The sequence below is a fragment of the Actinoplanes missouriensis 431 genome (assembly GCF_000284295.1).
GTDB classification, from domain to species: Bacteria; Actinomycetota; Actinomycetes; order Mycobacteriales; family Micromonosporaceae; genus Actinoplanes; species Actinoplanes missouriensis.
Genome location: NC_017093.1, coordinates 2,321,065 through 2,346,246, shown reverse-complemented (window position 1 = coordinate 2,346,246; position 25,182 = coordinate 2,321,065). Strand labels below are relative to the sequence as shown.

Annotated in this window: 20 protein-coding genes; 8 read left to right on the top strand and 12 right to left on the bottom strand. The window is 70.6% G+C overall.

What is annotated here, in order from left to right:
- Nucleotides 1–32: 32 nt before the first annotated feature.
- Both AMIS_RS11165 and AMIS_RS11160 read right to left on the bottom strand, forming a co-directional pair.
- Nucleotides 33–1,412, bottom strand: a complete 1,380-nt coding sequence (locus AMIS_RS11165; RefSeq protein WP_014442374.1) for a tryptophanase — start codon at nucleotides 1,410–1,412, stop codon at nucleotides 33–35.
- Nucleotides 1,402–2,481: a tryptophan dimethylallyltransferase family protein gene (locus AMIS_RS11160; RefSeq protein WP_014442373.1), complete on the bottom strand. Its 1,080-nt coding sequence runs from the start codon at nucleotides 2,479–2,481 to the stop codon at nucleotides 1,402–1,404. The genes AMIS_RS11165 and AMIS_RS11160 overlap by 11 nt, the downstream gene beginning before the upstream one ends.
- Before the next feature lie 362 nt (nucleotides 2,482–2,843).
- On the opposite strand from AMIS_RS11160, the gene idi reads away from it, so the two are divergent.
- Both idi and AMIS_RS11150 read left to right on the top strand, forming a co-directional pair.
- Complete coding sequence (gene idi / locus AMIS_RS11155; RefSeq protein WP_197537998.1) at nucleotides 2,844–3,455, top strand: isopentenyl-diphosphate Delta-isomerase; 612 nt, start codon at nucleotides 2,844–2,846, stop codon at nucleotides 3,453–3,455.
- A 195-nt stretch (nucleotides 3,456–3,650) separates the two neighbouring features.
- Nucleotides 3,651–4,499, top strand: a complete 849-nt coding sequence (locus AMIS_RS11150) for a family 43 glycosylhydrolase (RefSeq protein WP_014442370.1) — start codon at nucleotides 3,651–3,653, stop codon at nucleotides 4,497–4,499.
- A gap of 6 nt (nucleotides 4,500–4,505) precedes the next feature.
- On the opposite strand, the gene AMIS_RS11145 is transcribed toward AMIS_RS11150, so the two are convergent.
- Nucleotides 4,506–5,363 (bottom strand): ion transporter, encoded by an 858-nt coding sequence (locus tag AMIS_RS11145; RefSeq protein WP_014442369.1) that lies wholly within the window; start codon nucleotides 5,361–5,363, stop codon nucleotides 4,506–4,508.
- Nucleotides 5,364–5,461: 98 nt separating this feature from the next.
- On the opposite strand from AMIS_RS11145, the gene AMIS_RS11140 reads away from it, so the two are divergent.
- A complete protein-coding gene (locus tag AMIS_RS11140) occupies nucleotides 5,462–5,839 on the top strand; it encodes a YccF domain-containing protein (protein ID WP_197537997.1) in 378 nt (125 codons plus the stop codon).
- 544 nt (nucleotides 5,840–6,383) lie between these two features.
- Here the strand turns inward: AMIS_RS11140 and AMIS_RS11135 are convergent.
- From AMIS_RS11135 to AMIS_RS11105, 7 genes are all read right to left on the bottom strand, one after another.
- Nucleotides 6,384–6,749, bottom strand: coding sequence for a DUF2203 domain-containing protein (locus AMIS_RS11135; protein WP_014442366.1), 366 nt, complete (start codon nucleotides 6,747–6,749; stop codon nucleotides 6,384–6,386).
- A gap of 192 nt (nucleotides 6,750–6,941) precedes the next feature.
- Nucleotides 6,942–7,151, bottom strand: a complete 210-nt coding sequence (locus AMIS_RS11130; protein ID WP_014442365.1) for a ferredoxin — start codon at nucleotides 7,149–7,151, stop codon at nucleotides 6,942–6,944.
- The gene (locus tag AMIS_RS11125) at nucleotides 7,144–8,358 is read right to left on the bottom strand and encodes a cytochrome P450 (protein WP_014442364.1); all 1,215 of its coding nucleotides are present in this window, start codon (nucleotides 8,356–8,358) and stop codon (nucleotides 7,144–7,146) included. Before AMIS_RS11125 ends, AMIS_RS11130 begins: the two co-directional genes overlap by 8 nt.
- A 67-nt stretch (nucleotides 8,359–8,425) precedes the next feature.
- Nucleotides 8,426–10,228 (bottom strand): sensor domain-containing diguanylate cyclase, encoded by a 1,803-nt coding sequence (locus tag AMIS_RS11120; protein ID WP_014442363.1) that lies wholly within the window; start codon nucleotides 10,226–10,228, stop codon nucleotides 8,426–8,428.
- 59 nt (nucleotides 10,229–10,287) lie between these two features.
- A complete protein-coding gene (locus AMIS_RS11115; RefSeq protein WP_041830709.1) occupies nucleotides 10,288–11,028 on the bottom strand; it encodes an arylamine N-acetyltransferase family protein in 741 nt (246 codons plus the stop codon).
- Nucleotides 11,029–11,052: 24 nt separating this feature from the next.
- On the bottom strand, nucleotides 11,053–12,165 hold the full coding sequence (locus AMIS_RS11110; RefSeq protein WP_014442361.1) for an FAD-dependent monooxygenase: 1,113 nt from the start codon (nucleotides 12,163–12,165) through the stop codon (nucleotides 11,053–11,055).
- Nucleotides 12,166–12,202: 37 nt separating this feature from the next.
- Nucleotides 12,203–13,357, bottom strand: a complete 1,155-nt coding sequence (locus AMIS_RS11105; protein ID WP_014442360.1) for a PucR family transcriptional regulator — start codon at nucleotides 13,355–13,357, stop codon at nucleotides 12,203–12,205.
- Between the two features lie 19 nt (nucleotides 13,358–13,376).
- Between AMIS_RS11105 and AMIS_RS11100 the strand changes: the two genes are divergently transcribed.
- Both AMIS_RS11100 and AMIS_RS11095 read left to right on the top strand, forming a co-directional pair.
- Nucleotides 13,377–15,698 (top strand): aminotransferase class III-fold pyridoxal phosphate-dependent enzyme, encoded by a 2,322-nt coding sequence (locus AMIS_RS11100; protein ID WP_231859274.1) that lies wholly within the window; start codon nucleotides 13,377–13,379, stop codon nucleotides 15,696–15,698.
- Nucleotides 15,699–17,291 (top strand): xylulokinase, encoded by a 1,593-nt coding sequence (locus AMIS_RS11095; protein WP_014442358.1) that lies wholly within the window; start codon nucleotides 15,699–15,701, stop codon nucleotides 17,289–17,291. It abuts the gene before it with no gap.
- A gap of 153 nt (nucleotides 17,292–17,444) precedes the next feature.
- On the opposite strand, the gene AMIS_RS11090 is transcribed toward AMIS_RS11095, so the two are convergent.
- Together AMIS_RS11090 and AMIS_RS11085 are read right to left on the bottom strand one after the other, a co-directional pair.
- Nucleotides 17,445–17,981, bottom strand: a complete 537-nt coding sequence (locus tag AMIS_RS11090; protein ID WP_014442357.1) for a DUF6817 domain-containing protein — start codon at nucleotides 17,979–17,981, stop codon at nucleotides 17,445–17,447.
- Between the two features lie 6 nt (nucleotides 17,982–17,987).
- Nucleotides 17,988–20,879 (bottom strand): AAA domain-containing protein, encoded by a 2,892-nt coding sequence (locus AMIS_RS11085; RefSeq protein WP_014442356.1) that lies wholly within the window; start codon nucleotides 20,877–20,879, stop codon nucleotides 17,988–17,990.
- A 256-nt stretch (nucleotides 20,880–21,135) separates the two neighbouring features.
- Between AMIS_RS11085 and AMIS_RS11080 the strand changes: the two genes are divergently transcribed.
- The 3 genes from AMIS_RS11080 to AMIS_RS11070 are packed head-to-tail and all read left to right on the top strand — an operon-like array spanning nucleotide 21,136 to nucleotide 25,171.
- The gene (locus AMIS_RS11080; protein ID WP_014442355.1) at nucleotides 21,136–21,522 is read left to right on the top strand and encodes an HPF/RaiA family ribosome-associated protein; all 387 of its coding nucleotides are present in this window, start codon (nucleotides 21,136–21,138) and stop codon (nucleotides 21,520–21,522) included.
- A 43-nt stretch (nucleotides 21,523–21,565) separates the two neighbouring features.
- Nucleotides 21,566–22,474, top strand: coding sequence for a DMT family transporter (locus AMIS_RS11075; RefSeq protein ID WP_014442354.1), 909 nt, complete (start codon nucleotides 21,566–21,568; stop codon nucleotides 22,472–22,474).
- 18 nt (nucleotides 22,475–22,492) lie between these two features.
- Entirely contained in the window at nucleotides 22,493–25,171 is a 2,679-nt protein-coding gene (locus AMIS_RS11070; RefSeq protein ID WP_014442353.1) for an AAA family ATPase, read from the top strand.
- Nucleotides 25,172–25,182 lie beyond the last annotated feature (11 nt).

The following is a 25,182-nucleotide window of genomic DNA, read 5'->3' as shown; positions in this document are numbered from 1 at the left end:
AGGGCAGGCAAGGGACGGGAAGTAAGCCACCCTCAGAGGGGCGCCAACCGCACCTTGAAGTGCCTCAGCAACGCCGGCGCCGACGTGATCCGATATCCCCGGATCCGCTCCGGGTCCTTCGCGATCCCCCCGAGCACCGCCGCCACGTACTCGAAATGCTCCATGGTGTAGACCCGCCGCGGAATCGCTAGCCGCACCAGCTCGAACGGCGCCGGCTTCACCACCCGATACGACTCGTCGAGCTCCCCCAGGTACAACGACCCCAGCTCCGCCGACCGGATGCCGCCGTCGAGATACATCTGGCACCCGAGCGAATGCCCCGGGAACTCCGACGGGCTGAGGTGCGGCAGCAGGCGCCCCGCGTTCAGGTACAGCGCATGGATCCCGGCCGGCTCCACGATCGACGCCCCGGCGTCCTTGATCATGCGGGCGAAGCGGGCCGTCTGCGCCGCCCGGGAGGACAGGTAGAGCGGGTCCACCACCTCGCGCAGCCCCACCGCGAGACGCTCAAGATCACGACCGGAGAGGCCACCGTACGTGGAGAAGCCTTCCGTGGCGATCAGATTGGCCTCGCACTGGGCGAAGAGCGCGTCGTCCCGCAGCCCGATCAACCCGCCGATCCCGGTGAGCCCGTCCTTCTTGAGGCTGATCAGGCAACCGTCGGCGAGCTGGAACGCCCGGGTCGCGATCTGCCGCGGCGACCAGCCCTGATAGCCGGGCTCACGCTGCTGGACGAGCCACGCGTTCTCCGCGAACCGGGCCGCGTCCAGGAAGAACGGCACCCGGTACCGCTGGCAGAGCGCCCGCACCGCCTCCAGGTTGGCCATCGACACCGGCTGCGCGCCGAGCCCGTTGTTGGTGATCGTCATGAGGACCAGCCCGACGTCGGCGGGTCCGGCGAGCGCCTCTTCCAGGCGTACCAGATCGATGTTGCCCTTGAAGGGCTCGGTGCTGTCGAGGTCGAACGCCTCGGCGACCGGAAGGTCGACCGGCGTGCCGCCGGCGATCTCCACGTTGGCGTGCGTGGTGTCGAAGTGGGTGTTGCTGACGCAGATCTGTCCCGGCTTGAGCAGGCTGGAGAAGAGCACCCGCTCACCGGCGCGGCCCTGGTGCACCGGGAGCAGGTAGGGGTACCCGGTCAGGTCCGCGGCCTCCTCGCGGAAGCGGAACCAGGACCGGGCGCCGGCGTACGACTCGTCGCCCTGCGCCGCCGCCGCCTCCTGCGCGGACGACGTGGCGCCGGTGCCGGAGTCGGAGAGCAGGTCCACGGTGATCTGGTCGGACCGCAGGTTGAACGGGTTGTACCCGGCCGCCTCGATAGCGTCCCGGCGCGCAGACGGCGACAGGAACGCGATCGGCTCGACCACCTTGATCCGGTACGGCGGTGGCAGCGGGATCTGGTCAGCGGACAAGGGAGACTCCTTCGAATACCTGATAGGCCTCGGACGACAGATAGACCGTCATGCCCGGTCGCGGTGGGCCGAGCCGCAGCGAGACGTGCGCGATCAGACCGACGCCGCTCTCCAGCGGCCGGGACGTCACCGCGGAGATCGCCTTGTCGAGCATGGCCGGGTCGAACCGGTAGCGTTCGAGCAGCGGCAGCACCCGCTCCCGCGCCTCCTGGTCGTCGCCGACGTAACTGCGGATCGGCACGTAGACGCTGTATCCGTTGGGCCGGTCGGCGCCCTGCGTGATCGTGTAGCTGCCCACCAGCGGCCGGCCGGTGAACCGCTCGGCGCGCCCGGCCAGCTCGCAGAACTCGGCGACCTGCGCGGGGTCCACGCCGTCGACGACCGAGGCGGCGCGGGCCACGTCCTCCGCGCGCGCGTCGTGGTGCGAGAGATAGAGCTTCACCCGGGCCTGCGGCCCGTCCTGAAGATCAAGAGCAAAGAACGTCAGCCGATCTTTGCGGGCCAGCTCACCCGGGCGCACGGCCAGGCTCACCATCTTCTGGTACGCGGGACCGAGGCCGAGCCGATCGAGCGCCTGCTCCACGACGCGGGGTGAGTTCTCCGGCCCGGTCAGCTCCGGGTTGAAGTAGACCTTGAACTCGGGCGGCCGGCCGTTGCGGAACACCAGGGACAGCCAGAGCACGAAGTCGCCCTGCGGGTGCTCGGTGGCGAACAGGTCACGGACCGCGTCGAGGCGGCTGGTCGACAGGCCGTACCGCGCGGACTGGGCGCGCAGGAATTCGTAGGTGGCAAGGGCGTTCGCCGGCACACCCGGAGTCGCGCCGAACGCTTCCGCGAGAATGCGCAGGGCCGGCGGCTCGCTCTCGTTGTAAGCGATGGAGAACTCGATCGGGGTGTGGTCGTCGGAGACGTCCGAGGGCCAGGCCGGTGGCGCGTTCAACGGACGGGAACCGTGCCGGCCGAGCAACTCGGAAAGGAGCTGGACCGGTGTCGCGGGGTCCATCCCGACGACGTCGCAGAGTCGGCGCAACTGACCGCCGAGGTGATCTAAAACAGTCAAGTCCTGCATCGCGACCCCTGTTGTCCGGCAGCCGCCGCCGCCATGGCCGTCCGGCCCCCACGGCCGGCCATCCCTGTTTTTACTGCCACCAATCGTTATTTGGATCATGCCGTTTAGTCGAGTGCGACATAGATCACAGTGGACAGCAGTGACCGTCCGCAATGCTTGACGCGCATTTACCTCGCCCTGTCGAGCCTCACCGAAAAGAAGGTGAGGAGCTCTCACGATGCACGGAGCGTACTCGATAGATGATCTTCCACGGAAGCCCGGAGGTAACGAATACGTTGGGGCGCAACGTGACAGAACCGGTCACGCTCCACAGTGCCTAACGACTACTCTCCGTGCCTGGCGGAACGTCGCCGGGATGGGTAATGTGCTGTTCCACTCCGCAAGAACAGGTAAAACGCGTGGAACATGTCATTCTGCTCAACGAATCCGGTGCGGCCATTGGCGTCGCGGACAAACAAACTGTCCACACCGATTCGACGCCGCTTCACCTCGCGTTCTCCTGTTACATATTCGATTCCGCCGGCCGCTTTCTGGTTTCCCAGCGCGCATTGAGCAAGAAGACCTGGCCGGGCATCTGGACCAACAGCGTCTGCGGCCACCCGGCACAGGGCGAGCCGATCGCCGACGCCGTGCGCCGACGCGCCTCGTTCGAGCTCGGACTCACCCTGGACGAGGTCCGGCTCGTGCTGCCGGCCTTCCGCTATCGGGCCGAACTGGACGGCGTCGTGGAGAACGAGATGTGCCCGGTCTTCTACGCCACGGTCACCGCGGAGCCGGCGCCGAACCCGGACGAGGTGGAGGCGGTCCGCTGGATGCCCTGGGACACCTTCCGCGCCGAGGCCCGCGACGATGCCTACTCCCCCTGGTGCCAGTTGCAGATCGCGGAGTTGAGCGCCCTGGGCGAGACGCCCGCGCGGTGGCAGGCCGGCGACCCGGCTCAGTTGCCGCCGGCGGCCCGCACCGCCGCACGGTGAGACATTGACACTCGTGGTGTGATCGTTAACATAGACGAAACACGAGATCGAAGGGATCCCCCCGATGCCCTGGAAACTCGTCCGTCTGCTCTCCGTCGCGGCGCTCGCCACGTTCGCTGCGCTCGTCGCCGTCCACGCCGCGGGCCAGCCACTCACCCTCTGAGCTGTTAACGCTCGCTCCCCCGGAGGCTCACCATGAGACTTCTGACGGCCCTCCTCGCGCTGATGCTCGGCGCCCTCCTCGCCCCGCAACCCGCCTCGGCGGCCACCACCCTGATCTACTCCACCTTCAAGGGCGACGGCGCCGCCGACCAGGAACTCTGGATCTACCAGTCCACGAACGGTGGCACCTCGTACAGCGTCCTGTCGGACACCAACTTCCGCGGACCGACAGGTGTGCTGCGCGACCCGAGCATCCTCAAGCACAACGGGCGCTACTACATCGCGTACACGGTGCAGTCCTGGACCACCAACTCCACCTACTTCGCCATCGCGACGAGCACCAACCTGACGTCCTGGTCCACCGTCGCCAGCGTCCCGGCCGGCATCGCGGGCGCGAACTACACCTGGGCGCCGGAGTTCTACGTCGAGAACGGCGTCGTGCGGATCATCACGAGCGTGGCGTCCACCGCGTGCGCGTGGTGCTTCCGCCCGTACGTCTACACCGCCCAGAACACCGCCCTGACCAGCTGGAGCGGTCCGTCACAGATGTGGGGCCTGGGCACCAACCACATCGACACGTTCGTGGTGAAGTCCGGCAGCACCTGGCACGCGTTCACCAAGAACGAGACCACCAAGTACATCGAGCACTGGACCACCACGGCCAACCTCTACGAGGGCTGGATCAACCGAGGCACGCTCTGGAGCGCAGGCTACGAGGGCCCGTCGCTGGTCCGGCTCGACGACGGCCGCTGGCGGATCTACGTCGACAAGTACACCAACGGCGGGGTCTGGACGGCGACCAGCTCCGACCTGAACACCTGGACCGGCCTCTCCGCGGTCGGCTGCTCCGGCTGCCGGCACGGGACGGCGACCGTCAAATAGAACAGGCTATCGGCGTACCTGTTCCGGGAGCTTACTGACCGACCGCTCGCCGAGCTGCCGTTCCAGCGCCTCCAGCGCGGACCGCAGCTCGGCGAGGCTGTGCTCCACCGACGCCTGATCCGGGTTGATCGGCTCCGGCTTCACCCGCGCCGCCCGTTCCGCCTCGTGCGCCTCCTGCAGCGCGGTCAGCACCAGGCCGACCAGCAGGTTGGTGAGCAGATAGCAGGCCGCCACCATGTACGACACGTAGTAGAGGACGGCCCACTCGGTGATCTCCCGGCCGGCCTGCAGCGTGTCGGTGATCCCGTCCAGTGACAGCAGCAGGAACAGCGTGAGCATCGCCTGGCCGACCGTGCCGTACCGCTCCGGGTAGGCGGCGCCGAACATCATCCAGCCGAGGATCGCGTAGCCGTACAGCAGCAGCGCGGTGATCAACAGGAAGCTGCCGAGGCCGGGCAGGCTGTGCCGGATCCCGATCAAGATCACCCGCAGGCTCGGGAACAGCCGGAACGTGCGAACGATCCGGGCGAGCCGCAGCAGGCGGAACAGCGTCACGTTCTCCCGGACGCCGGGCAGCAGCGGCGCCACGATCACGGCCAGGTCGAACAGGTTCCAGCCGTCGGCGAAGAAGCCGGCCGGGCGACGGGCGTGCATGCCGAAACGGACGAGCAGTTCGGCGGCGAAGAGCGCGACGCAGGCGTACTCGATGAGGTGCAGAAGCGGACCGACTGCCGTGACCACCGCGGGGTAGGTCTCCAGCCCCAGCGCCACCGCGTTGATCATGATGACCGCGAAGGAGGCCAGGTTGAACCAGGGCGCGCTGACCAGCATCGCGCAGCGGGAGGCGACGTGCGAGCGGAACATGGACGGCAGGGTCTCCTCGGTGGCGCGATGATCCGGACACACCCTATGAGCCGGGCATCAAACGGCCAAGGGTGGCGCGGGTGCGTCACGCTGGAGTGGTGATTCGCTTGATCCTCAACGTGCTCTGGTTCATCTTCTTCGGTTGGGCGCTCGCACTGGCCTACCTGCTGGCCGCCTTGATCTCCTTCATCCTGATCATCACGATCCCGTTCGGCGTCGCGTCGCTGCGGCTGGCGATCTACTCGGCGTGGCCGTTCGGCCGGACGATCGTCGACGACCCCGGCGCCGGCATCGCGTCCGGTCTCGCGAACATCGTGTGGCTCATCCTGTTCGGCTGGTGGATCGCCCTGGCCCACATCGCGGCCGGCATCGCCCAGTGCGTGACGATCATCGGCATCCCATTCGGCATCGCGAACTTCAAGCTGGTCCCGGCCGCCCTCTGGCCCCTCGGCCGCGACATCGTCGACGTCCCGTAGAAAAACGCCTGCGCGGCCACAGCACAGCACGGCCCGGCCGCAGCACGGCGCGGCCACAGAACGGCGCGGCCACAGAACGGCGGGCTACAGCACGGCGCGGCCGCACCACAGCGCGCCGACGCACAACTCACGCACCGAGTTCGCGGATCTTGGAAACGCGGCTGCCGGCTGGCGCTCAGCGCGGACAAAACGGGCGCTCGACAGCACTGCTAACCAGCCGGGCGAGGCGAGCTGGTTCACAGTGCTGTCAGCGAGGCCTCGGACAGCACTGAGCGCCAGCCGGACCGGCTGGTTCCCAGCGCGAGCTCGGCGACACGGGCGCGGGGTCGGCGACACGGGCGCGGGGTCGGCTCCTCCGATGCGGAGGATGCGGAGCGGCCGGAGATGCACGTACGGTTACCGGTGGGTGAACGGAGCGTTCGCCTGCGACGAGGGGAGGCCGGCCGTGGCGAAGAAGTCGAAGAAGGACAAGAAGAAGAAGGACAAGAAGTCCAAGAAGAAGTGACGCACCTCGGGCGGTCCGCCGATCGGGCCGCCCGCGGGGTCATCCGGGCAGGGGGCGGCGGCCGGCGAAGCCCAGGTCTGCTCGGTGGTACCAGGTGATCTCCGGGTCGCCCTCCAGCCAGCAGAGCAGCACCGGCACCCCGTCCAGGTCGGCCGGGAAGTCGACGAGCAGCGGCGCGACGCCCTTGAGCTCGGCGCCGGTCTCCTGCACCTCGGTCATCAGCTCGTTCAGCCGGGCCTCGGCGGCCTTTCGCTCCGGCAGGCCGCCCAGATCGGTGGGCTCGCCACCGGGTGTGAGCGCGGCGGAGAGTTCGACCAGGTCGGCGCGGACGGTCACGATCTCGTCGAGCACCGGCCGCAGCCGCTTCAGCTCGTCACGGGCCTCCGGCAGCGTGAACAACCCCATGGCTGCAGAGTCTGCCAAACGCACCACAAGCGGCCACGGTGGGTACGCCGTGGCCGGCGGTTGCGCAGGGGCCGGCGCGACGGTGGCCGCGGCCGATCAGAAACGGACTCGACGATCGCCGTTCCCGTGAGACGGGACGTTATCGACCAGCTGCTACAACGCGGTAGATCACGGAGTGACCATCACATGATGTTATGACCCCTGGGATATCGCGATGGCGCCCGTCGGGCAGACCGCCGCCGCTTCGGTCACCACTTTCCGGTGCGCCTCCGCGGGTTCCGCCTCGAGCAGGACCACGATCCCGTCGTCCTCGTCCTGGTCGAAGACCGCCGGTGCGAGCAGCACGCACTGCCCCGCGCCGCAGCAGAGTTCCCGGTCGACGACGACCCGCAGCTCAGTCATGGAAGCCGGTCACCATGACCCGTTCCAGGCCACCGATCATCAGGCCCTCCCGCCGCGGCAGGTCCGCGGCGGGCCCGGCCAGGCGCAACCCGGGGATCCGGTCCAGCAGGGCGGTGAGAGCGATCTGCAGTTCGGTACGGGCCAGCGCCTGCCCGATGCACGAGTGCGGCCCGGCCCCGAACGCCAGGTGCGGGTTGGGCGATCGGGTCAGGTCCAGTTCGGCGGCCGCGTCGAACGCCGTCTCGTCCCGGTTCGCCGCCGCCATGCTGTTGATCACGGTGCTGCCCGCGGCCAGTTTCACGCCGCTCACCTCGATCTCCTCGGTGATGTACCGGGGCATCCCGAAGCCCGGGTTGGCGTCGAAGCGCAGCGCCTCCTCCACCGCCGTACGCACCAGGTCCGGCTCGGTGCGGTACCCGGCGCGCAGCCGTTCCCAGCGGGACCGGTCGGCCAGCAGCATCGCGACCATCTTGCCGATCATGTTGGCGGTGGTCTCGTGCCCGGCGATCAGCAGGCCCTGCGCGGTGCCGATCAGCTCCAGCGGGGTCAGCTCGTCGTCGTCCATCCCGACCAGGTCGCTGATCAGGTCCTCGCCGGGGTTCGCGCGCTTGGCCTCGATGTGCGACCAGAGGTACTCGCCGAACTCCAGTTGCCCCTCGTCGATCTCCTTCTGCGTGTACCGGGTCAGGCTGAGCATGGTGTCCGACCAGTAGGCGAACCGGTCGCGGTCGGAGTCCGGCACACCGAGCAGGTCGCAGATCACCCAGACCGGGATCGGGAACGCGTACGCGCTGACCAGGTCGGCTTCGGTCCGGGTGAGCATGTCGTCGATCAGCTGGTTCGCCATCGCGGCGATCCGCGGCTGCATCGCGGCCATCCGTTTCGCGGTGAAGTAGCGGCCGACCAGCCGCCGCCACCGCTGATGCGCGGCGCCGGCCGACGAGATGCTGTTCTGCTCGGTGCCGAAGACCCCGCCGGACTCCTGCGCGGTGACCCGGGCCGCGCCGTCGGCGTCGAGCTGCCGAGAGAACCGGGGGTCGCTGAGCACCTGCCGCACGTCGGCGTACCGGGTGAGCAGCAGCGCCTGGTCGCCGCTCGCCAGCCGGATCTCGGCCACCGGGCAACCGGTCCGGAGCCGTTCCCACTCGGGCGGCGGGTCCAGGGCCGTGGGCTGCGGAAACGGGTACTCCGGCAGGTCGGCGTCCATGAATGACCCTCCCCCAAGCAGCGACTCACGTCAATGTATGACGACCCGGCGACGGCGTCCAGAGGCGTCAGGAACGCAGCGCCGCCGGCTCGGGTGCGGCGTGCACCAGGTCCCGCCCGTTGTTCTTTGCGGCGTAGAGAGCCTCGTCGGCCCGCTCGAGCAGGGACTCCGCCGACTCCTCGCCGTCCCAGACCGCGTACCCGATGCTGCATGTCTCCGCTCCCGGCGTCGCGAGCCGGACCCGTTCCAGAAGGTCGAAGGCCGACAGGCCGGAGCAGGACGGCAGCGCGATCACGAACTCCTCGCCACCCCAGCGGGCGATCATGTCGTCGCCGCCCAGCTCGGCCGCGAACGCCAGCGCGGCCCGTTGCAGCAGCTCGTCGCCGGCCAGATGGCCGTGGGTGTCGTTGTAGCGCTTGAACCGGTCCAGGTCCACGATCGCCACGACCAGCGGGCGGCCGCGGGTGAACAGCGTCGCGAGCCGCTCCTGCCACGCCCGCCGGTTGGGCAGGCCGGTCAGCGTGTCGGTGAAGGCCATCTGCTCGAGGCGGCGCAGCAGCCGCTCGTGTTCCAGGGCGAGCGCCGTCTCGTCGGCGAGCATCGCGACGGCCCGGGCCCGGTGGTCGCTGACCGAGTCGACGCGACGGCTCCAGCCGACCACGAGCACGGCCAGCACCGCCCCGTCGGCGATCACCGGCTGCCACATCATCGACCGGCCGTCGACGAGCGCGAGCAGGGCCGGCGAGACGCGCGGGTCCTGGGTCGCGTCGGCGAGGAAGACCGGCTCGCCGCCGGTGAAGACGCGAGCCGTCATCGAGGTGCCGTCGAGCGGGATGCGGGTGCCGAGCACCTGGGCGCCGAGAGCGCCGGTCACCACGAGCTCGCGGGAGCGGGCCGGTTCCATCAGGCTGACGCTGTCCGCCTCGGCCAGCTCACGGACCGCCCCGATGATCGTGCTGCGGGCGTCCTCGCCGGTGCGGATCCGCCGGGCGGCGGCCGAGACCGCGGCGAGCAGCCGGTCGGAGTCGCGGACCGCGGCCTCGGCCAGGCGCCGATCGGTGACGTCCTGCAGCTGGATCAGCACCCAGCCGGCGCTGCGGCCGACGCTGGACCAGACCCAGCGGACCGTGCCGTCGGGGCGCTCGAACCGCCGCTCGGGAAGCGGCGACGCGCTCCCGGCGAACGGCTCGCTGCTGGAGCCGATCAGATCCTGCTCGGTGCGCCCGACGAGATCACAGAACGCCTGGTTGGCGGCGACTATCACGTCCCGCTCGTCGGCGATGGCGACCCCGGACGGCGACGCGTGGAAGAGGCTGCCGAACCGGTCGGCGACCGCCGAGATCTCATCGCGGGCGATCCGCAGCTCGCGTTCCCGGCGGCGGAGCGCCTCGTGCAGGATCGCGGCGACGAGCGCGGCGATGAAGAGTTGCACCGCCCAGTACCCGAGATCGTCGCCGCGCAGCGCCGGCTCCCCGATCACGGCGGCCACCCAGCCCAGGCACCCGAGGACCGTCGCGGCCACGAACGTGCGCCGGCGTCGCATCGCGACCGCGACGCCGACCAGGGTGATCATCAGCGTGGTCGTGTAATGGCTCTCCCGGCTGATCGCCACCTGCGCCACGCCGCCGAGCACCGGCACGTATCCGAGGTGGTCGGTCCAGGTCCGCCGCCCCCAGCGCGCGGGCATGGGGACGGTGGCGACGGCGAGCAGCGCGGCGGTCAGGGCGGCGAGCAGGGTGGTGGCGATCCGGGCGTACCCGTCGAGCATGAGGTAGTTGGTGACCGCGAGCACCACGTAGAAGGTGGCGAAGGCTCCCCGCATCCATCGCGTGCCCTCGCCGTTCCGGTGCTCACCAGCGCCCAAGGCCATCCTCCTCGCCCCCAACGCTTGTCGGTAATTATCGGGCGAAACTGAACTGAACCGTCATATCACCTGGCGCTCGTCAGCTCGGGGACGCGCCCGAGGGAGACCCCGAAGTGTTCCCGGTACGCCGTGAGCAGTTCCTCGTCCGATTCCAGCGCGGCCTCCTCCCGGACCCCTCCGGTCGTGACGATCAGCGTGCGGCCACTGATCGAGATCCGCCCCTCGCCCGTCAGCCGCGAGCAGACCGGCCCCTTCCGGAAGTGCGAGTCCGGCCAGGTCTGCTGGTACCAGCAGGTCGCCGTGAAGTCGTCGAGCGTCCGCGGCCGCCGCTCCAGGCGGTACTGCGGCTCACCGTCCCGGAGCACGTCGACGTCGCCCTCGCCGGTCTCCGTGAGAGTGAAGACCCCGCCGGGGTCACTCTGGTCGATTCCGGTCACCCAGCGCAGTGGGTACGCACCATGGTCGCCGAACCCGACATCCACGAGGTGACTGCCGTCGACCAGCAGGGCCAGGTGATCGAAGGGAGGCCCGAGGCGCTCGCCGCCGAACACCCGGGCGGCCAGCCGGTCGACGGTGTGTCCCAGCTCCTCCAGCAGGAGCGCGAACAGCCCGTTGAGCTCGTAACAGAAGCCGCCCCGCCGCCGCCGGACGATCTTGTCGAAGAGATCGTCCGGGGCGAGCGAGATCGGTTCGCCGAGGTGGATGGCGAGGTTCTCGAACGGCACCGTCTCCAGGTGCGCGCGGTGCAGCTCACGCAGCGTGGGCTCGGGCCGCCCGATCCGGTCCAGATATGCGGTCACGTCCATGCCGGACAGCATCCGCCCTCAACATCACTTGAGGTCAAGGGTCCGCAGCGAGCCGTACGTCTCCCTGTAGACGCGCGGGCCGACGATCGGCATCAGCGGGTTGCGCAGCCAGGTGGGCAGCCCGGCGGCACGGGAGAAACGGTCGGTGGCGGTCTGCACGTGGGTGACCCGGTCACGGCGCTTCGCCTCGTACCGCGCCCCCACCGTGTCCCACTCGCCGCCGGCCAGCAGGCCGGACAGGACAAGCGCGTCCTCGACGGCGAGCGCCGCGCCCTGCGCCCAGACCGGCGCGGTGGCGTGCGCGGCGTCCCCGATCAGCGCGCACCGGCCGGAGGCCCAGGACGCGGCGCGCACCTCCTCGATCGGCGAGTGGTAGAGCGTGGCGGGGTCCTTCTCGATGCTGGCGAGCACCGCGCGGACCGGGTCGGGGAAGTCGCCGAACGTCTCGTGCAGCCAGGACGGCTCGGCGCCGATCGGGCCGCCACGGACGCCCGACGCGTAGCCGTACACCTCGTGCTCGTCGACCGGGAGCAGCAGGAACGCGCCACCGTCGCCGGACCAGACGGTCCAGCAGTCGACGCCCGGGTTGGGCGCCATGAACCGCCAGCTGGCGGCGCTGAGCAGGGACTGCCGGGTGCTCGCGGCGCCGAACAGACTGGTGCGGACCACCGACCGGACGCCGTCAGCACCGGCGATGAAGCCGTACCGCTGGCTGGTGTCGTCGGCGAAGACGGCCTCGGCGCCGCCCGGCGCCTGGCGAACGCTCTCGACCGCGCCGGGCGCGTGCCGCGGAACGTCCAGGCCGTCCGCGAGCAGGGCCAGAAGATCCTTCCTTCGTACGCATCGGGGCCGCGCCTCGGGCCCCCAGAAGTCGTCTTCGTCGACGGCGAAGAGCACCCGGTCGCGGGCCGACCGGTACTCCCGCCGCCGCGTCGGCCGGCCCAGTTTCTGCAGCCCTTCGCCGACGCCGAGGGCGGTCAGTGCGGTGATCGCGTTGCCCGGCAGGTTGATGGCGAGCCCACCGGTCTCGGAGCCGCCGCGTTCGGCGATCTCCACGGGAACGTCGCGCTCGCGCAGCGCACGGGCCAGGGCCAGCCCGGCGATGCCACCGCCGACGACAAGAACGGAATTGTCCATTTTGTAGATTCTAGGCGAATACTCCCGCGTGCTTCTGTCAGATCGTGGCCGGACGGGCCCGATAGGCGAGGACCAGGAGCAGTTCGAACCTTGCGGCCGGGTCCTCGAGGTCGTCCCCGAGCAGGTCGCGCAGCCGGTTCAGCCGGTAACTGACGGTCTGCGGATGGACGAACAACTCGGCGGCCACGGCCGTACGGGATCCCCAATGGCGCAACCAACTCTCCAGAGTGACCAGAAGCTGCTCGCGCTGCCCGGCCCGCAGACCGGCCAGCGGCGCGAGGCGGCGCGCCGAGAGCACCGCGAGAGCGCCGGTCTCGCCGCGCAGCGCCAGCGCCGCGAAGTGGTCCTCGGCGAAGATCGGCTCACCGCCGGGCTTCATCAGTTCGGCAGTACGCTCGGCGAGTCGCACCGCCTCCGGTGTCTCGGCCCAGCCCAGCGCCGGGCCGACCACAGCCTCCCGCCCGCGCAGCGCCTCGGTGAGCGCGGCCCGCTCGGCACGCGGACCGGCGCGCAGCAGCAGCACCGCGTCCCGGCCGCGCTCGGCGACCACGCCCTCGGCGCCGAACCGAAACCGGGCGTCGCGCGCCTGATCAAGTGGCAGCAGGACGGGCACCACCAGGTCCAGGCTGGGCCAGCCGATCCCGGCGGCCGTCTCGCGGACCAGGTCGGGTGACGCGCCGCCGCGCAGCAGCAGATCGGCCACCTGGCGGCGGCGCCGGTCACCTTCACCGGCCTGCTCGCGCAGCTGCCGGGCCAGGCCGTCGGTGCAGGCCGCGGCGAGCTCGTCGACGTACGCGCTGGACGCGTCGGCCAGGTCGATCAGCTCCTCGACGGTGACCGGGCGCAGCGCGGCGAGGGACTCGGACGCGGTGCGCAGCATCAGCCGGGCGGCGGTGCGCAGCGCGCCGAGCAGCACCTCGGGCCCGCGGTTCTCCCGCGCCTCGGCGGCGCCGAGCGCCACGAACACCTCGCGGATCCGCGGCGACAGCGCCGGCTCGGCGGTGCCGGCCAGGTCGAGGAACCGGTCCAGCGCCACCTGCACCGCGGTACGCACATCCCGCTCGAACTTCGCGCCGCCCTCACCGGTGAACGCGGTGGCCGCCCCCGCGGCGATCGCCTCCACCGTCGCGGGCAGCCGGGAACGCATCGCGGGCGGCAGATCGGCCGGAAGACGTTGCCAAGGCGTTTCCATCCGTGGATTTTGTCACCTCGTGACAAAGGAACGGTCCCATCTTGCTGGTTCGGGGACGGTGAACTGTGCTGTCGTCGCGAGCACCATGGTGCTGGTCACACCCCATCAGGATCGGACGCCGCCCGTGAAACACCAGCTGTCCCGCCGCCACGTGGTCGACATGTGCCGGACGATGCTCGAACGCGGTTACCTCAAGGCGACCGAGGGCAACGTCTCGGTCCGCATCCCGGGTCACGAGCTCTACGCGGTCACGCCGAGCAACTATGACTACGACAAGATGCGCGACGAGGACATCTGCATCGTCGACTTCAACGGCAAACACGTGCCGGACGCCGGTGGCGCGGGTGGTCTGGTGCCGTCGATCGAGTGCGGGATGCACGCCAACATCTACCGCTCACGCCCGGATGTGAACGCGATCGTCCACACCCATCAGCCGTACGCGTCGGCGCTCGCGTTCCTGCGCAAGCCGATCCCGGCGCTCACCGACGAGCAGGTGCGCTTCCTCGGCCGCGAGGTGGCGATCATCGACTACGCGCCGTCGGGCACCGGATTCCTCGCGAAGAACGTACAGAAGAAGGTGGTGAGCGGCGACAACGCGTTCATCATCGCGAACCACGGCGTGGTGGCGCTCGGCACCGACCCGGACCGTGCGGTGTTCAACATGGCGCTGCTGGAGAAGGTGTCGATCGCCTATCTGATGGCGCTGACGTCGGAGGCCGGGAAGGTCTACACGATCCCGGCGACGATCCGGGAGATCGCCTTCGGGAAGCTGAAGAAGGACGAGAAGCGGATCGCGGCGCAGATCGTGGACGCGGTGGAGCCGGTCCGGGTGCCTTCCGACGAGGTTCTCCCCAGCGTTTCCGAGATCGCCGAGGTCCCGCAGAAACCCGAGGACCTTGGATACTCGATCAGCGAGTACCTCGACGTCGACGACACCATGCGCCGGCTCAAGGCGCTCGTCGCCCAGCCGCTGCGCGGGCTGCGGCACGACGCGCTGCTCGACACGCTGAACTACTTCGAGACCAAGTGCACGGCCAGTAAGGAGATCACCGAGCGGGCCAAGAAGCGCATCCCCGGCGGCGTGCAGCACAACCTGGCGTTCAACTACCCGTTCCCGCTCGCGATCGACAAGGCCGAGGGCGCCCACCTGGTCGACCGGGACGGCAACGTCTACATCGACTTCCTGCAGGCCGGCGGCCCGACGATCCTGGGCAGCAACTACGGCCCGGTCAACGAGCAGGTCGCCGCGGTGGTCAGCCAGAGCGGTCCGGTGACCGGCCTCTTCCACGAGTACGAGTTGAAGCTCGCCGAGATCATCAACAGGTACATGCCACACATCGAGATGTACCGCTCGCTGGGATCCGGCACCGAAGCGGTGATGGCCGCGGTGCGGGCGGCCCGTGCGCACACCGGCAAGAAGATGGTCATCAAGGTCGGCGGGGCCTACCACGGCTGGTCGGACACCGTGGTCTACGGGCTGCGGGTGCCCGGCAGCTTCCGGATGAACGCCAAGGGCATCCCGTGGGGCGCGACCGAGCGTACCCGGGAGGCCTTTCCCCATGATCTGGGAACGCTCAAGCGCAAGCTGATCGAGAACCGGGTACGCGGCGGCACCGCCGCCGTGATCGTCGAACCGCTCGGGCCGGAGTCCGGCACGCGGCCGGTGCCCTACGAGTACAACGCGGCGGTCCGGAAACTCTGCGACGAGTTCGGGGCGATGCTGATCTTCGACGAGGTCGTCACCGGGTTCCGGACCGGTCTCGGCGGGGCCGCCGGATACTTCGGGGTCACCCCGGACCTGACCGTTTTTGGTAAGGCGGTCTCCGGCGGGTACCCGATGGCCGGCGGGGTCGGCGGCCGGGCCGACGTGATGAGCGTCTTCGGCTCCGGGCTGGACGGCAAGAGCGGCGCGCACATCCAGGTCGGCGGCACGCTGTCGGCGAACCCGCTCTCCTGCGCGGCCGGGTACTTCGCGATCCAGGAGATGGCCCGCACCAACGCCCCGGTGATCGCCGGGCGGGCCGGTGACCGGCTCACCCGCGGGCTGCAGCGGCTCATCGACAAGTACGGGCTGCCGTACGTCGCGTACAACCAGGGTTCGATCGTGCATCTGGAGTGCAGCGGCGTGATGCTGCTCGACATGCGCAACCCGGTGAAGCTGCTCAAGGAGAACAAGGGCCGCAAGACGCTGATGGAGCAGATGGGCGCCGCGTACGCCGCGCACGGCATCATCACGCTCGCCGGGTCCCGGATGTACACCTCGATGGCCGACACCGACGAGGTCATCGACGACGCCCTGGCGCGTTTCGACCAGGTCTTCGCTCTGGTCGAGGGGGTGTAAGTGGCCGTACCGCCGCAGGTCCTCGCGATCGACCTCGGAACCTCGGGGATGAAGGCCGCCCTGGTCGCCGCCGACGGGACGGTCACCGGCTGGGCCGAACGCCCGGTGCCGCTGCGGGTGCTGCCCGGCGGCGGCGCCGAACAGGACCCCGTCGCCTGGTGGGACGCGCTCGCCGAGGTGGTCGCCGACCTGGGCCGGGACCACCCGGAGCACCTGCGCGCGGTCACCACCATCTGCTCGTCCACGCAGGGCGAGGGAACGATCGCGGTCGACGCCGCCGGCCGGCCGCTGACCCCGTGTGTGACCTGGCTGGACATGCGCGGGGCGGCGCATCTGCGGCGTCAGTTCGGCGGTTTCCCGTCGTACCAGGGAATGTCGGTCTTCTCGCTTCTGCGCTGGTTGCGGCTGACCGGCGGCATGCCGTCGGTGACCGGCAAGGATCCCGCGGCGCACATGCTGTTCATTCGCGACGAAATGCCGGCGATCTATGCGAGGACCGCGTCTTTCCTGAACGTCCTCGACTGGATAAACCTCAAGCTCACCGGGCGCACGGTGGCGACCGTCGATTCGATTCTCACCTCGTGGGTCACCGACAACCGCAAAGCCGGCGACATCCGGTACGCGCCGTCACTCGTCGCCGCCAGCGGGATCGACCGGGACAAGTTCCCGCCGATCGTGAAATGCACCGAGGTGATCGGGACGCTCGCCCCCGGCGCCGCCGATCACCTCGGGTTACCGTTGTCGGTGCAGGTCGTCGCGGGCGCCATCGACAACACCGCGGCAGCCGTGGGCGCCGGAACGGTCCGCGACGACGAGCCGCATCTCTACCTGGGCACGTCATCCTGGATCGCGGCCCACGTGAAACGCAAGAAGACCGATGTGGCCGCCGGAATCGCGTCCATTCCGTGCGCGATTCCGGACCGCTATCTGATGACGGCGCTGCAGGCCACCGCCGGCGCGAACCTCACCTGGCTGCGGGACAAAATCGTCGAGTTCGACGACCCGATCGTCAGCGCGGGTCACGTGAGCCGTGACGAGGGGACGATTTTCGACGCGTTCGACAAGATAATTCCGTCGGTTCCGGCCGGGGCCGGCGGGGTGCTCTACATGCCGTGGCTCTATGGGGAGCGGGCACCTGTCGACGATCCGCATCTGCGGGCCGGATTCCTCAACATCTCGCTGGAGACCACCCGATCGGATCTGCTGCGGGCGGTGTTCGAGGGGGTGGCGCTCAATACGCGGTGGATGACGGGGGCGGTGAACCGGTTCCTCGGGGCACCGATGAGTTCGCTGGTGATCACGGGTGGGGCGGCTCGGTCGTCGTCGTGGTGTCAGATCTTCGCTGATGTGCTGGGCATGGAGATCCGGCGGGATCCGCGGCCGGTGGTGGTGAACGCGCGGGGCGCAGGATGGATCGGGGCGGTCGGGGCTGGGATGATCAAGTTTTCCGACATTTCGGGTTTGTCAGCAAATAATGAGGTTTTTCAGCCGGGGTCGGATCGTGGTCGTTACGACGAGATCTTCGAGATCTACAAGTGCCTGCACAAGCAGTTGGCCCCGGTCTACAAACGCCTCAATCAGCCCACTTCCTGAGCAGTCCCACCGCCCTCGAGCCGTAGCCCAGCGCGGCTACCCGGGCTTGATCACATGCCTGAGCTACGGCCCGGGAGGGTGGCGGACTCACCGTGGGCGTCCAACTCACGCGGAAACGGCGCTCACCGCCCGCCGAGATAGCCCCCGGCCGCCTCAGACCCGGCCGAGGACGTTGTGGATCTCCTTGACCAGCGGCTCCGAGACCACCGGCTCCCACGCCGTGAACAGGGCAGTGAAATACGCCCGGTTGCGCTCCAGGATGCCGGGATTCTGGTGCAGCACGTCCAGTTCGTTCACCAGACTCAGGTCGACGAACTCGGTGAGCCGGTCGGCCTCCAGCGTCCGCACCGTCCCGGTGAACCGATCGGTCACCTCACCGGCCCGCGGCAGCGTCAGCCAGGTGCGGTCGCGGTCGCACGAACCGTACAGATAGACCAGCTCCTCGGCCTCATCCCCGACGAGCCCCCGCAACTCGTCGCGCTGTTGCCAGAAGAGCAGGGCCAGATCGAAACCGTCGGTGCCGTACGCCGCGTGGGTCAGGCCGGCCGCCTGCACCTCGGGCCGGTGACCGACTTCGGACAGGTGCTCGGAGACTCGGCAAAGGTGCTGGTAGAGCGTCCCTCCCGGGTGCCGGACAGTGTCCGTTCCGCGCTCCTGCAGCCATGCCCGCACATCGACGTCATCGCTCATGTCCCATCACCCTAGGTGGAGGGATGTCGATTCGTCACCCCGCTCGGTGAGCGATTCGTCACAGCGAGTGTCGGATTCAAGCGCCGGGCGCACCGCCGCGGCGATCTCCAGGGCGGCCCGCTTCGGGTCACCGCCCCACCGCGACGGGAACGCGTCGATCAGCTGCCAGCCGGCCCGGTGCAGCGCCGCCTGCCGGGCCAGGTGCTCGGGATGGACGCCGCAGATCACGCCGGCGAACCGTTCCGGCGAACCCGCGACGAGATCGATGCGCCACGGCCCGACGGCGTATCCGGCGCGTACCGGCACACCGATCCGCTGCAACTCAGCGGCGAGCGAACCCGCCCAACCGGCGATGGAGGGCGATTCCTGGCGGCTCGCAGCGAGGTCTCGCAGGTCGACCGCGCCTTCGAGCCCGGCGCGCTCAGGCGGCCCGGCTGCCCACTCCAGGTACTCCCCCAGCAGACCGTCCGCCCCGCTCAGCGCGCTCACCACCACCATCCTGCGGCGCGCCCGCGTGATCATCACGTTGAACAGCTGCGGATCCGTGACGAATCGCCGCCGGCCCACCGCGTCGGCGTCGGCCAGGCCGAGCGACACCACGACCGCGTCCGCTTCGCTGCCCTGGAACGCGTGGACGGTTCCCACCCGTACCCTCAGATCCTCGATCTTCTCCGCCGGAAACGCCGTGAGCAGCGCCGACTCGAGCGCCTCCGCCTGCGCGCGGAAGGGGCTGATCACGCCGATCCCGCGGTGCCCGGCGTCGGCGAGCTCACCCACGGCACGCACCGCCGCCGCGATCTCGTCGTCGGCCCGGACCACCTCGATCGCGTCGTCGGCGTCGGCGGCCGGATTGCGCGTCATCACCGCGACCCGATCCCCGTAGAACCGGTGCGCCGAGAACCCGATCAGGTGCGGCACGCTGCGGTAGTGCGAGGACAGCCAGGTCACCGGCGCCTCCCCGGCGGCCAGGTCGTAGGTGCTCACCCGCCGCACGTCGAGCCGCTCGTCCGCGCCGTGCCGGGACAGCACCTCGGCGACGTCCACGTCACTGACGAACGACACGAACCGCAACTGCCGCGGATCACCCACCACGAGCGCGCGGCGGGCCCGGGCCAGCACCGGAGCGGCGCGGATCTGGTCCACGTGCGACGCCTCGTCGATCACCACGAGGTCGAAGAGCCCGGGCTCCGGCGGCAGCAGATCCTCGACGTCGGCGACCGTTCCGATCCACAGCGGAAGCGCGCGGACCAGCGGCCGGGCGTCCAGCTGGGCGAGCAGCTCACGGCGGCGGTTCCGGCCGGCCCGCAACGCTCCGGCCAGCGCACCCGCGGCCCGCCGAGCGTCCCGGTCCCACCGTTTCACGCTCCGGGCCGCGTCCCGCATCGCGTCACCCACCGCTTCCCGCAGCGCATCCTCGGCGGCGTGCAGGGCGGCCCAGTGCGACTCCAGCCGGGTGCCGCCGGTAGCGGCGAGACGGCCCGCGGCACGCTGCGCGGCGGCTGCGGCAAGAGCTTCGGTCACCCTTTCCCGTGGTACGCCTTTGCGAAGGCCGTTCCCGGGTACGTCTCCTCGCGTCCCGTCGTCCTGCTGCGTTCCGTCGTTCTGCTGCGTCCCGTCGAGGGCGTCGCGAGGAAGCCCGAGCATCCGCAGTGCTTGCCGGCGGGCGGCGCGGGCCCTCCGGCGCGACCACCATCCGCCGGTGATCTCGGTGGCGAGCAGCTCCGCGACGATCACCGGGTCGACGTCCTCGCGGAAGGCGCCCGGCACATCGGCGGCCAACTCCGGGAGCAGAGGTTCATAATCGGTCAGCTCGGCGGCGCGGCGTTCCTGCCGGAGAGCTTCGGTGAGGGCGGTGCGCTCGGACCGTACCCCCGCAATCGCGGCCTCGACCCGCGCCTGGCCGGCGCGTAACCGCTCGGCGCTCGCACCCTGTTCCGCGCCCGCCGTCAGCTCCGCCTCGAGATCGGCACGGCCGGCCGCGTCGCCGAACAGCACCGGCGCCGGCCCCGGATAACGGCTCAGCAGCCCGGCGAGAACCTCAGCGGCATGCGGCGACTGCGTCGCGACGAGCACGGATCCACCTCGGTGCACCACTTCCAGCGCGGCCGCGACGACGGTGTGGCTCTTGCCGCTGCCGGGCGGACCGGAGACCACGGTGATCGGCGCGGTACGGGCCCGGGCGACGACGCGGCCCTGGTCGTCGCTGAGCGGGAGTGGCGACAGGACAGGGTCGTCGTCGTGCCCGATGTCCGCCGAGCCACCGTCGGCATACATCGCGGCCAGCGCCGTTCCGGTCAGGTCACGGCCCGCCCAGCTGCGCAGACTGTCGCTGAGCCCGACGCCGAACACGTCTCGGGCCACGTAGAGCGCGGCCGCCGCCACCAGCACCAGCCGGTCCTTCGGCAGCCGGTGACCCGCATCGGTCACCGTCTCGAACGGCAGACCCGTCGCCTCAGCCGCCGCGCGGAGCCAGGCCCGGCTACCGATCGCGTCCAGCCAGCCGGGCGCGGCGAGACCCGGCGCGGCTTCCATGGCGGCGGCCAGGTCCCGGTCCTCGATCAGCGGGGTGATCTCCAGGTCGCCGGCCGGCGCGATCCGATAGCCGCCGAGAGCGCGCTCGAGCCGGACCGGCTGGCTGAGCAGGGGAACCCGGATCTTCCTGGTTCGGCCGTCGATCAGGTGCGTGCCGGCGAGGAAGCCCCAGCCGCGGTGCAGGATCCGCTCCTCCCGGTGCAGCGCGTCGAGCGCCGCGAGCCGATCGACGGCGGCCTTGCGGGGCGCCTTCTCCGCGGCGTCGAGCCAGACCAGCGCCTGCGACCCCCGGGTGACGTCCAGCGTCCGCTCGGCAGCGGCGGGCGCCAGCTCGGCAAGAACGGAGAGGACGGTGGACGGTCGCATGGCGCCCGAGGTTACCGCCCCGGTTCACGCCCCCGATCAGCTGGCGCGACGCGGGTCCCGCTGATGCCGCTGGTGCCGCTGGGACACCGTTTTTCACAGCTTCATGTCGTGGCGTCCCCTTCCCGCGAACGTGGCACGTTCGGCTCTCCGGGATACCGGCCGGCGTGATCCCCCCGATGTGACGAGGCGCGCGGATTGGAACTCGATCTCTTGGGTACGAGGACTACGTCCCGTTTCGCCTGATCGAGGAGGTCAGATGACTGCCGTCGCCAACCCGGCCACCGTTGAGGAATGCCTGCGCCTGGGTGCCGGATTCTCCCAGGGTGACCGGAATTGGATCGCCGAGTTGTTCAGCACGCTGGACGCCCGGCTCGCCGGATTCCACGCGGACGCCACGGACCTGGAGCTGTCGGTGAAGGACCGCGGCGCACGTGGGCAACACGTCTCGCTGATCTGCCGGATCGCCGGCCGGGAGGAGATCGTCACGACGTCCTCCGAGGAGGACCTGCACGCGGCCGTCATGGACGCCCGCGACGACCTGCGCCGCCGCCTCAACGACTCCAAGAGCAAGCAGGAGCCGCGGCACAACCGTCACCTGCGCGATGTTCCGCAGCCGGTGATGGACGGCGACCTCGAGGTCTGAATTCCGCTAGCCGACGGGCCGCCGGACAGTGTTTGCTTCCGGCATGAGTCTGCTGTCCGAGCGGTCCGTCCGCGTCCCGAGCAGTGCGGTCGCCGCGGCGAGCGTCACGGTCGTCCTCTGGGCGTCCGCCTTCGTCGGCATCCGCGCCGCGGCCCCGCACTTCGCACCGGGCTCGCTCGCGCTCGGCCGGCTGCTGACCGGCGCGATCGTCTTGTTGATCTTTCTTGCGCTGCGGCGGCAGGGCCTGCCGCCGCGGGCCGCGTGGCCGGGCATCGCGATCTCCGGCGTGCTCTGGTTCGGCTGCTACATGGTCGCGCTGAACTGGGGTGAGGAGCTCGTCGACGCGGGCACCGCGGCGCTCGTCGTCAACGTCGGCCCGGCCATCATGGCGCTGCTCGCGGGCGTGTTCCTCGGCGAGGGCTTCCCGCCGCGGCTGCTCGCCGGGATCGCCGTCTCGTTCGCCGGCACGGTCGTCGTCGGACTGTCGATGTCCGGCGGCGGGCACTCCCCCGTGCTCGGTGTGCTGCTCTGCCTGGTCGCCGCGATCACGTACGCGGCGGGCGTCGTCGCCCAGAAACCCGCGCTGCGGCACGCGTCCGCGCTGCAGGCCACCACGTTCGGCGCTGTGATCGGCGCGCTCGCGTGCCTGCCGTTCGCCGGCCAGCTCGTCGCGGACGTGCGCGCGGCGCCGCTGAGCGCCACGCTCAACGTGATCTATCTGGGCGTCTTCCCGACCGCCATCGCATTCACCACCTGGGCGTACGCGCTGGCCCGCACGACCGCCGGCAAGATGGGCTCGACGACGTACGCGGTGCCCGCCGTCGTGGTCGTGCTGTCCTGGCTGCTGCTCGGCGAGGTGCCCGGCTGGATCACCCTGGCCGGCGGCGTCCTCTGCCTGGCCGGCGTCGCGGTGTCCCGCGGCACGAAACTGGGGTTCGGCCGACGAGCCTGATCTCTTTAGGATGACCGGGTGATTCTTGGCCGCCGATCGGAGATCAGCACGCTCGCCGATCTGCTCGGCGGCGCCGTGGCCGGTGACGGCGGCGCGCTGGTGCTGCGCGGCGAGGCCGGGATCGGCAAGTCGACGCTGCTCAGCCATGCCGCCGATCTCGCCGGCGCCGGTGGCCTGCGGGTGCTCGGGACGGCCGGGGTGCAGGCCGAGGTGCACATCCCGTACGCGGGTCTGCATCGCCTCCTGCGTGCCGTGCCGGACCTGGCCGGGACCGCCGTGACGATCCTCGGCTCGCCGGACACGCTGCCGTTCCGCGCGGCGGCGGCCCTGCTCGACGTCGTGAACGCGCACGACACCCCGGTCCTGATCACGGTCGAGGACCTGCAGTGGCTGGACGAGGCGAGCTGGGAGACGCTCGCGTTCGCCGCGCGGCGGCTCGGCGCCGACCGCGCGGCGATGGTCCTGACCGCCCGTGACGGCCGGGACGTGAGCCGGCGGCTGGCGAGCGCGGGCCTCCCCGAGGTACGCCTGGAGCCGCTGGACGCGAGTGACGCGGCGGAGCTGCTGCGCCGGGTGGCGCCGGACCTCGCGCCGTCCGTCGCCGATCAGGTGCTGGAGGCGGCGCAGGGCAACCCGCTCGGCGTCGTCGAGCTCGGCGAGGCGGCCGCCCGGTCCGGCCCGTCCGTGCTGCTGCCGAACCGGGTGCCGCTGAGCGAGCGCCTGGAACGCACGTTCTCCGGGCTGGTCGCCGAGCTGCCGCCGGTGACCCGGTCACTGTTGCTGGTCATGGCGCTGGACGACGGCGACGACCTGGACGAGATCGTGCGCGCCTGCCGTCTCGTGGAGCCCCGCACGGTCCGCCACGAGGACATCGACCCGGCCGTCGCGACCCGTCTGGTGCAGATGGACGACCGGCTGCGGGTGCGGTTCCGGCACCCGCTGCTCCGCTCCGCGCTCTCCCAGTCGGTGACGCTGATGCAGCGCCGGCGGGTGCACGCGGCGCTCGCCGAGATCCTCGCGAACCATCCGGAACGCGGCCTCTGGCACCGGGCGGCCGCCGCGAACGGTCCCGACGAGGAACTGGCCCGGGAGCTGACCGAAACCGCGTTCCAGGCCGGTCGGCGGCAGGTCGCCGGCATCGCGATGACTGCTTTCGAGCAGGCGGCACGCCTCAGTGAGGACCCCGCGGCCCGCGGCAGCCGGCTGCTCGCCGCCGTGGACATGGCGTCCGAGCAGGGCGACGACGTGGCGAACAGCAGGCTGCTCGGGGAGATCCGGCCGCACGAGCTGGCCCCGGCCGACCGCGCGGCGTACGAGTTCCTGCTGGAGATGCTGCACGGCAACCGCTGGTCCGGCAGCGACCGGCTGACCACCCTGGCCGCGGCGATCGAGGCGCAGGTCGCGGCCGGCGACACCGGGCGGGCCGCGAACCTGCTCGACATGATCGCCCTGCGCACCTACTTCGCCGAGCCCGACCCGGCCGTCGTGGCGCGACTCGTGGCCGCTGTTGATCAGGCGATGACGGTGTCGGACGACCCGCTGCTCCCGGCGCAGCTCGCGCTGATCGCGCCGATCAGCCGCGGTGCGGACTGCCGCCGCCGGCTCCGGGAACTGCTGGTCTCCGCCGGGACCGACCCGTACACCACCTATCAGCTCGGCCTGGGCGCCGGCACGACGGGTGACCTGCCGATGGCGAGCGAGTTCAACGCGGCGGCGGTGGTCGGGCTGCGCGCGCAGGGCCGCCTCGGCGTCCTCTATCGAGCGCAGATCATCCAGGCGTCGCACGCGATCTACCTCGGTGACGTCCGCACCGCCCTGCCGGTGCTGCCCGAGGGCGAGGCGTTCGCCGTCCGGGGCGGCCACCGCAACTGGGTGCCGACCGCGTGGACCGTCGCCGGGGCGGCCGCGGCGCTGAGCGGCGACCTCGCCGAGGCGGAGAGGCGGGCGGCCGCCACCGAGGCGGTGCTGCTGCCGCTCGGCCGCAATCCGCTGCTGGCCGGCGTCCGCCAGATCCGCGGTCTCGCGGCGCTCGCGGCCGGCCGCCCGGCGGAGGCGTTCGCCGAGCTGCGCCGGGTCTTCGACCCCGCGGACGACTCCTGCCACCTCGGCACCGGGCTGTTCCTCGTCGGGCATCTGGCCGAGGCGGCGGCCGGTTGCGGTGCCACCACCGGGCTGCGCCGGATCGTCGAGGAGCTGGTCCCGATCGCCGAGGAGTCCGGGCATCCGGCGCTGCTGGCCGGGCTCGGGTACGCGCACGCCGTGCTCGCCGACAGCGCCGAGGCGTGGGAGAAGGCGGTCGGCGAGGATCTGACCGGCTGGGCCTTCGAGCAGGCACGGCGGCAGCACGCGTACGGGACCTGGTTGCGCCGCCGTCGCCGGCCCGCTGACTCCCGGCCGTTCCTGCGGGCGGCTGCCGCGACGTTCGACGCGCTGGGCGCGACGGCGTGGGCCGACCGTTCCCGGGCCGAGCTGCGCGCCTCCGGCGAGTCGTTGCGCAAGCCGTCCGACGCCACCACCGGTCTGACCCCGCAGGAGACGCAGATCGCGCGGCTGGCCGCCGAGGGGCTGAGCAACCAGGAGATCGGCGAGCGGCTGTTCCTGTCGCCGCGGACGGTGAGCACCCATCTCTCCCGGATCTACCCGAAACTGGGCATCCGGTCGCGTGCCGAGCTGGCCCGGGCGTTGCGGAATACATAGTTCTACGTACG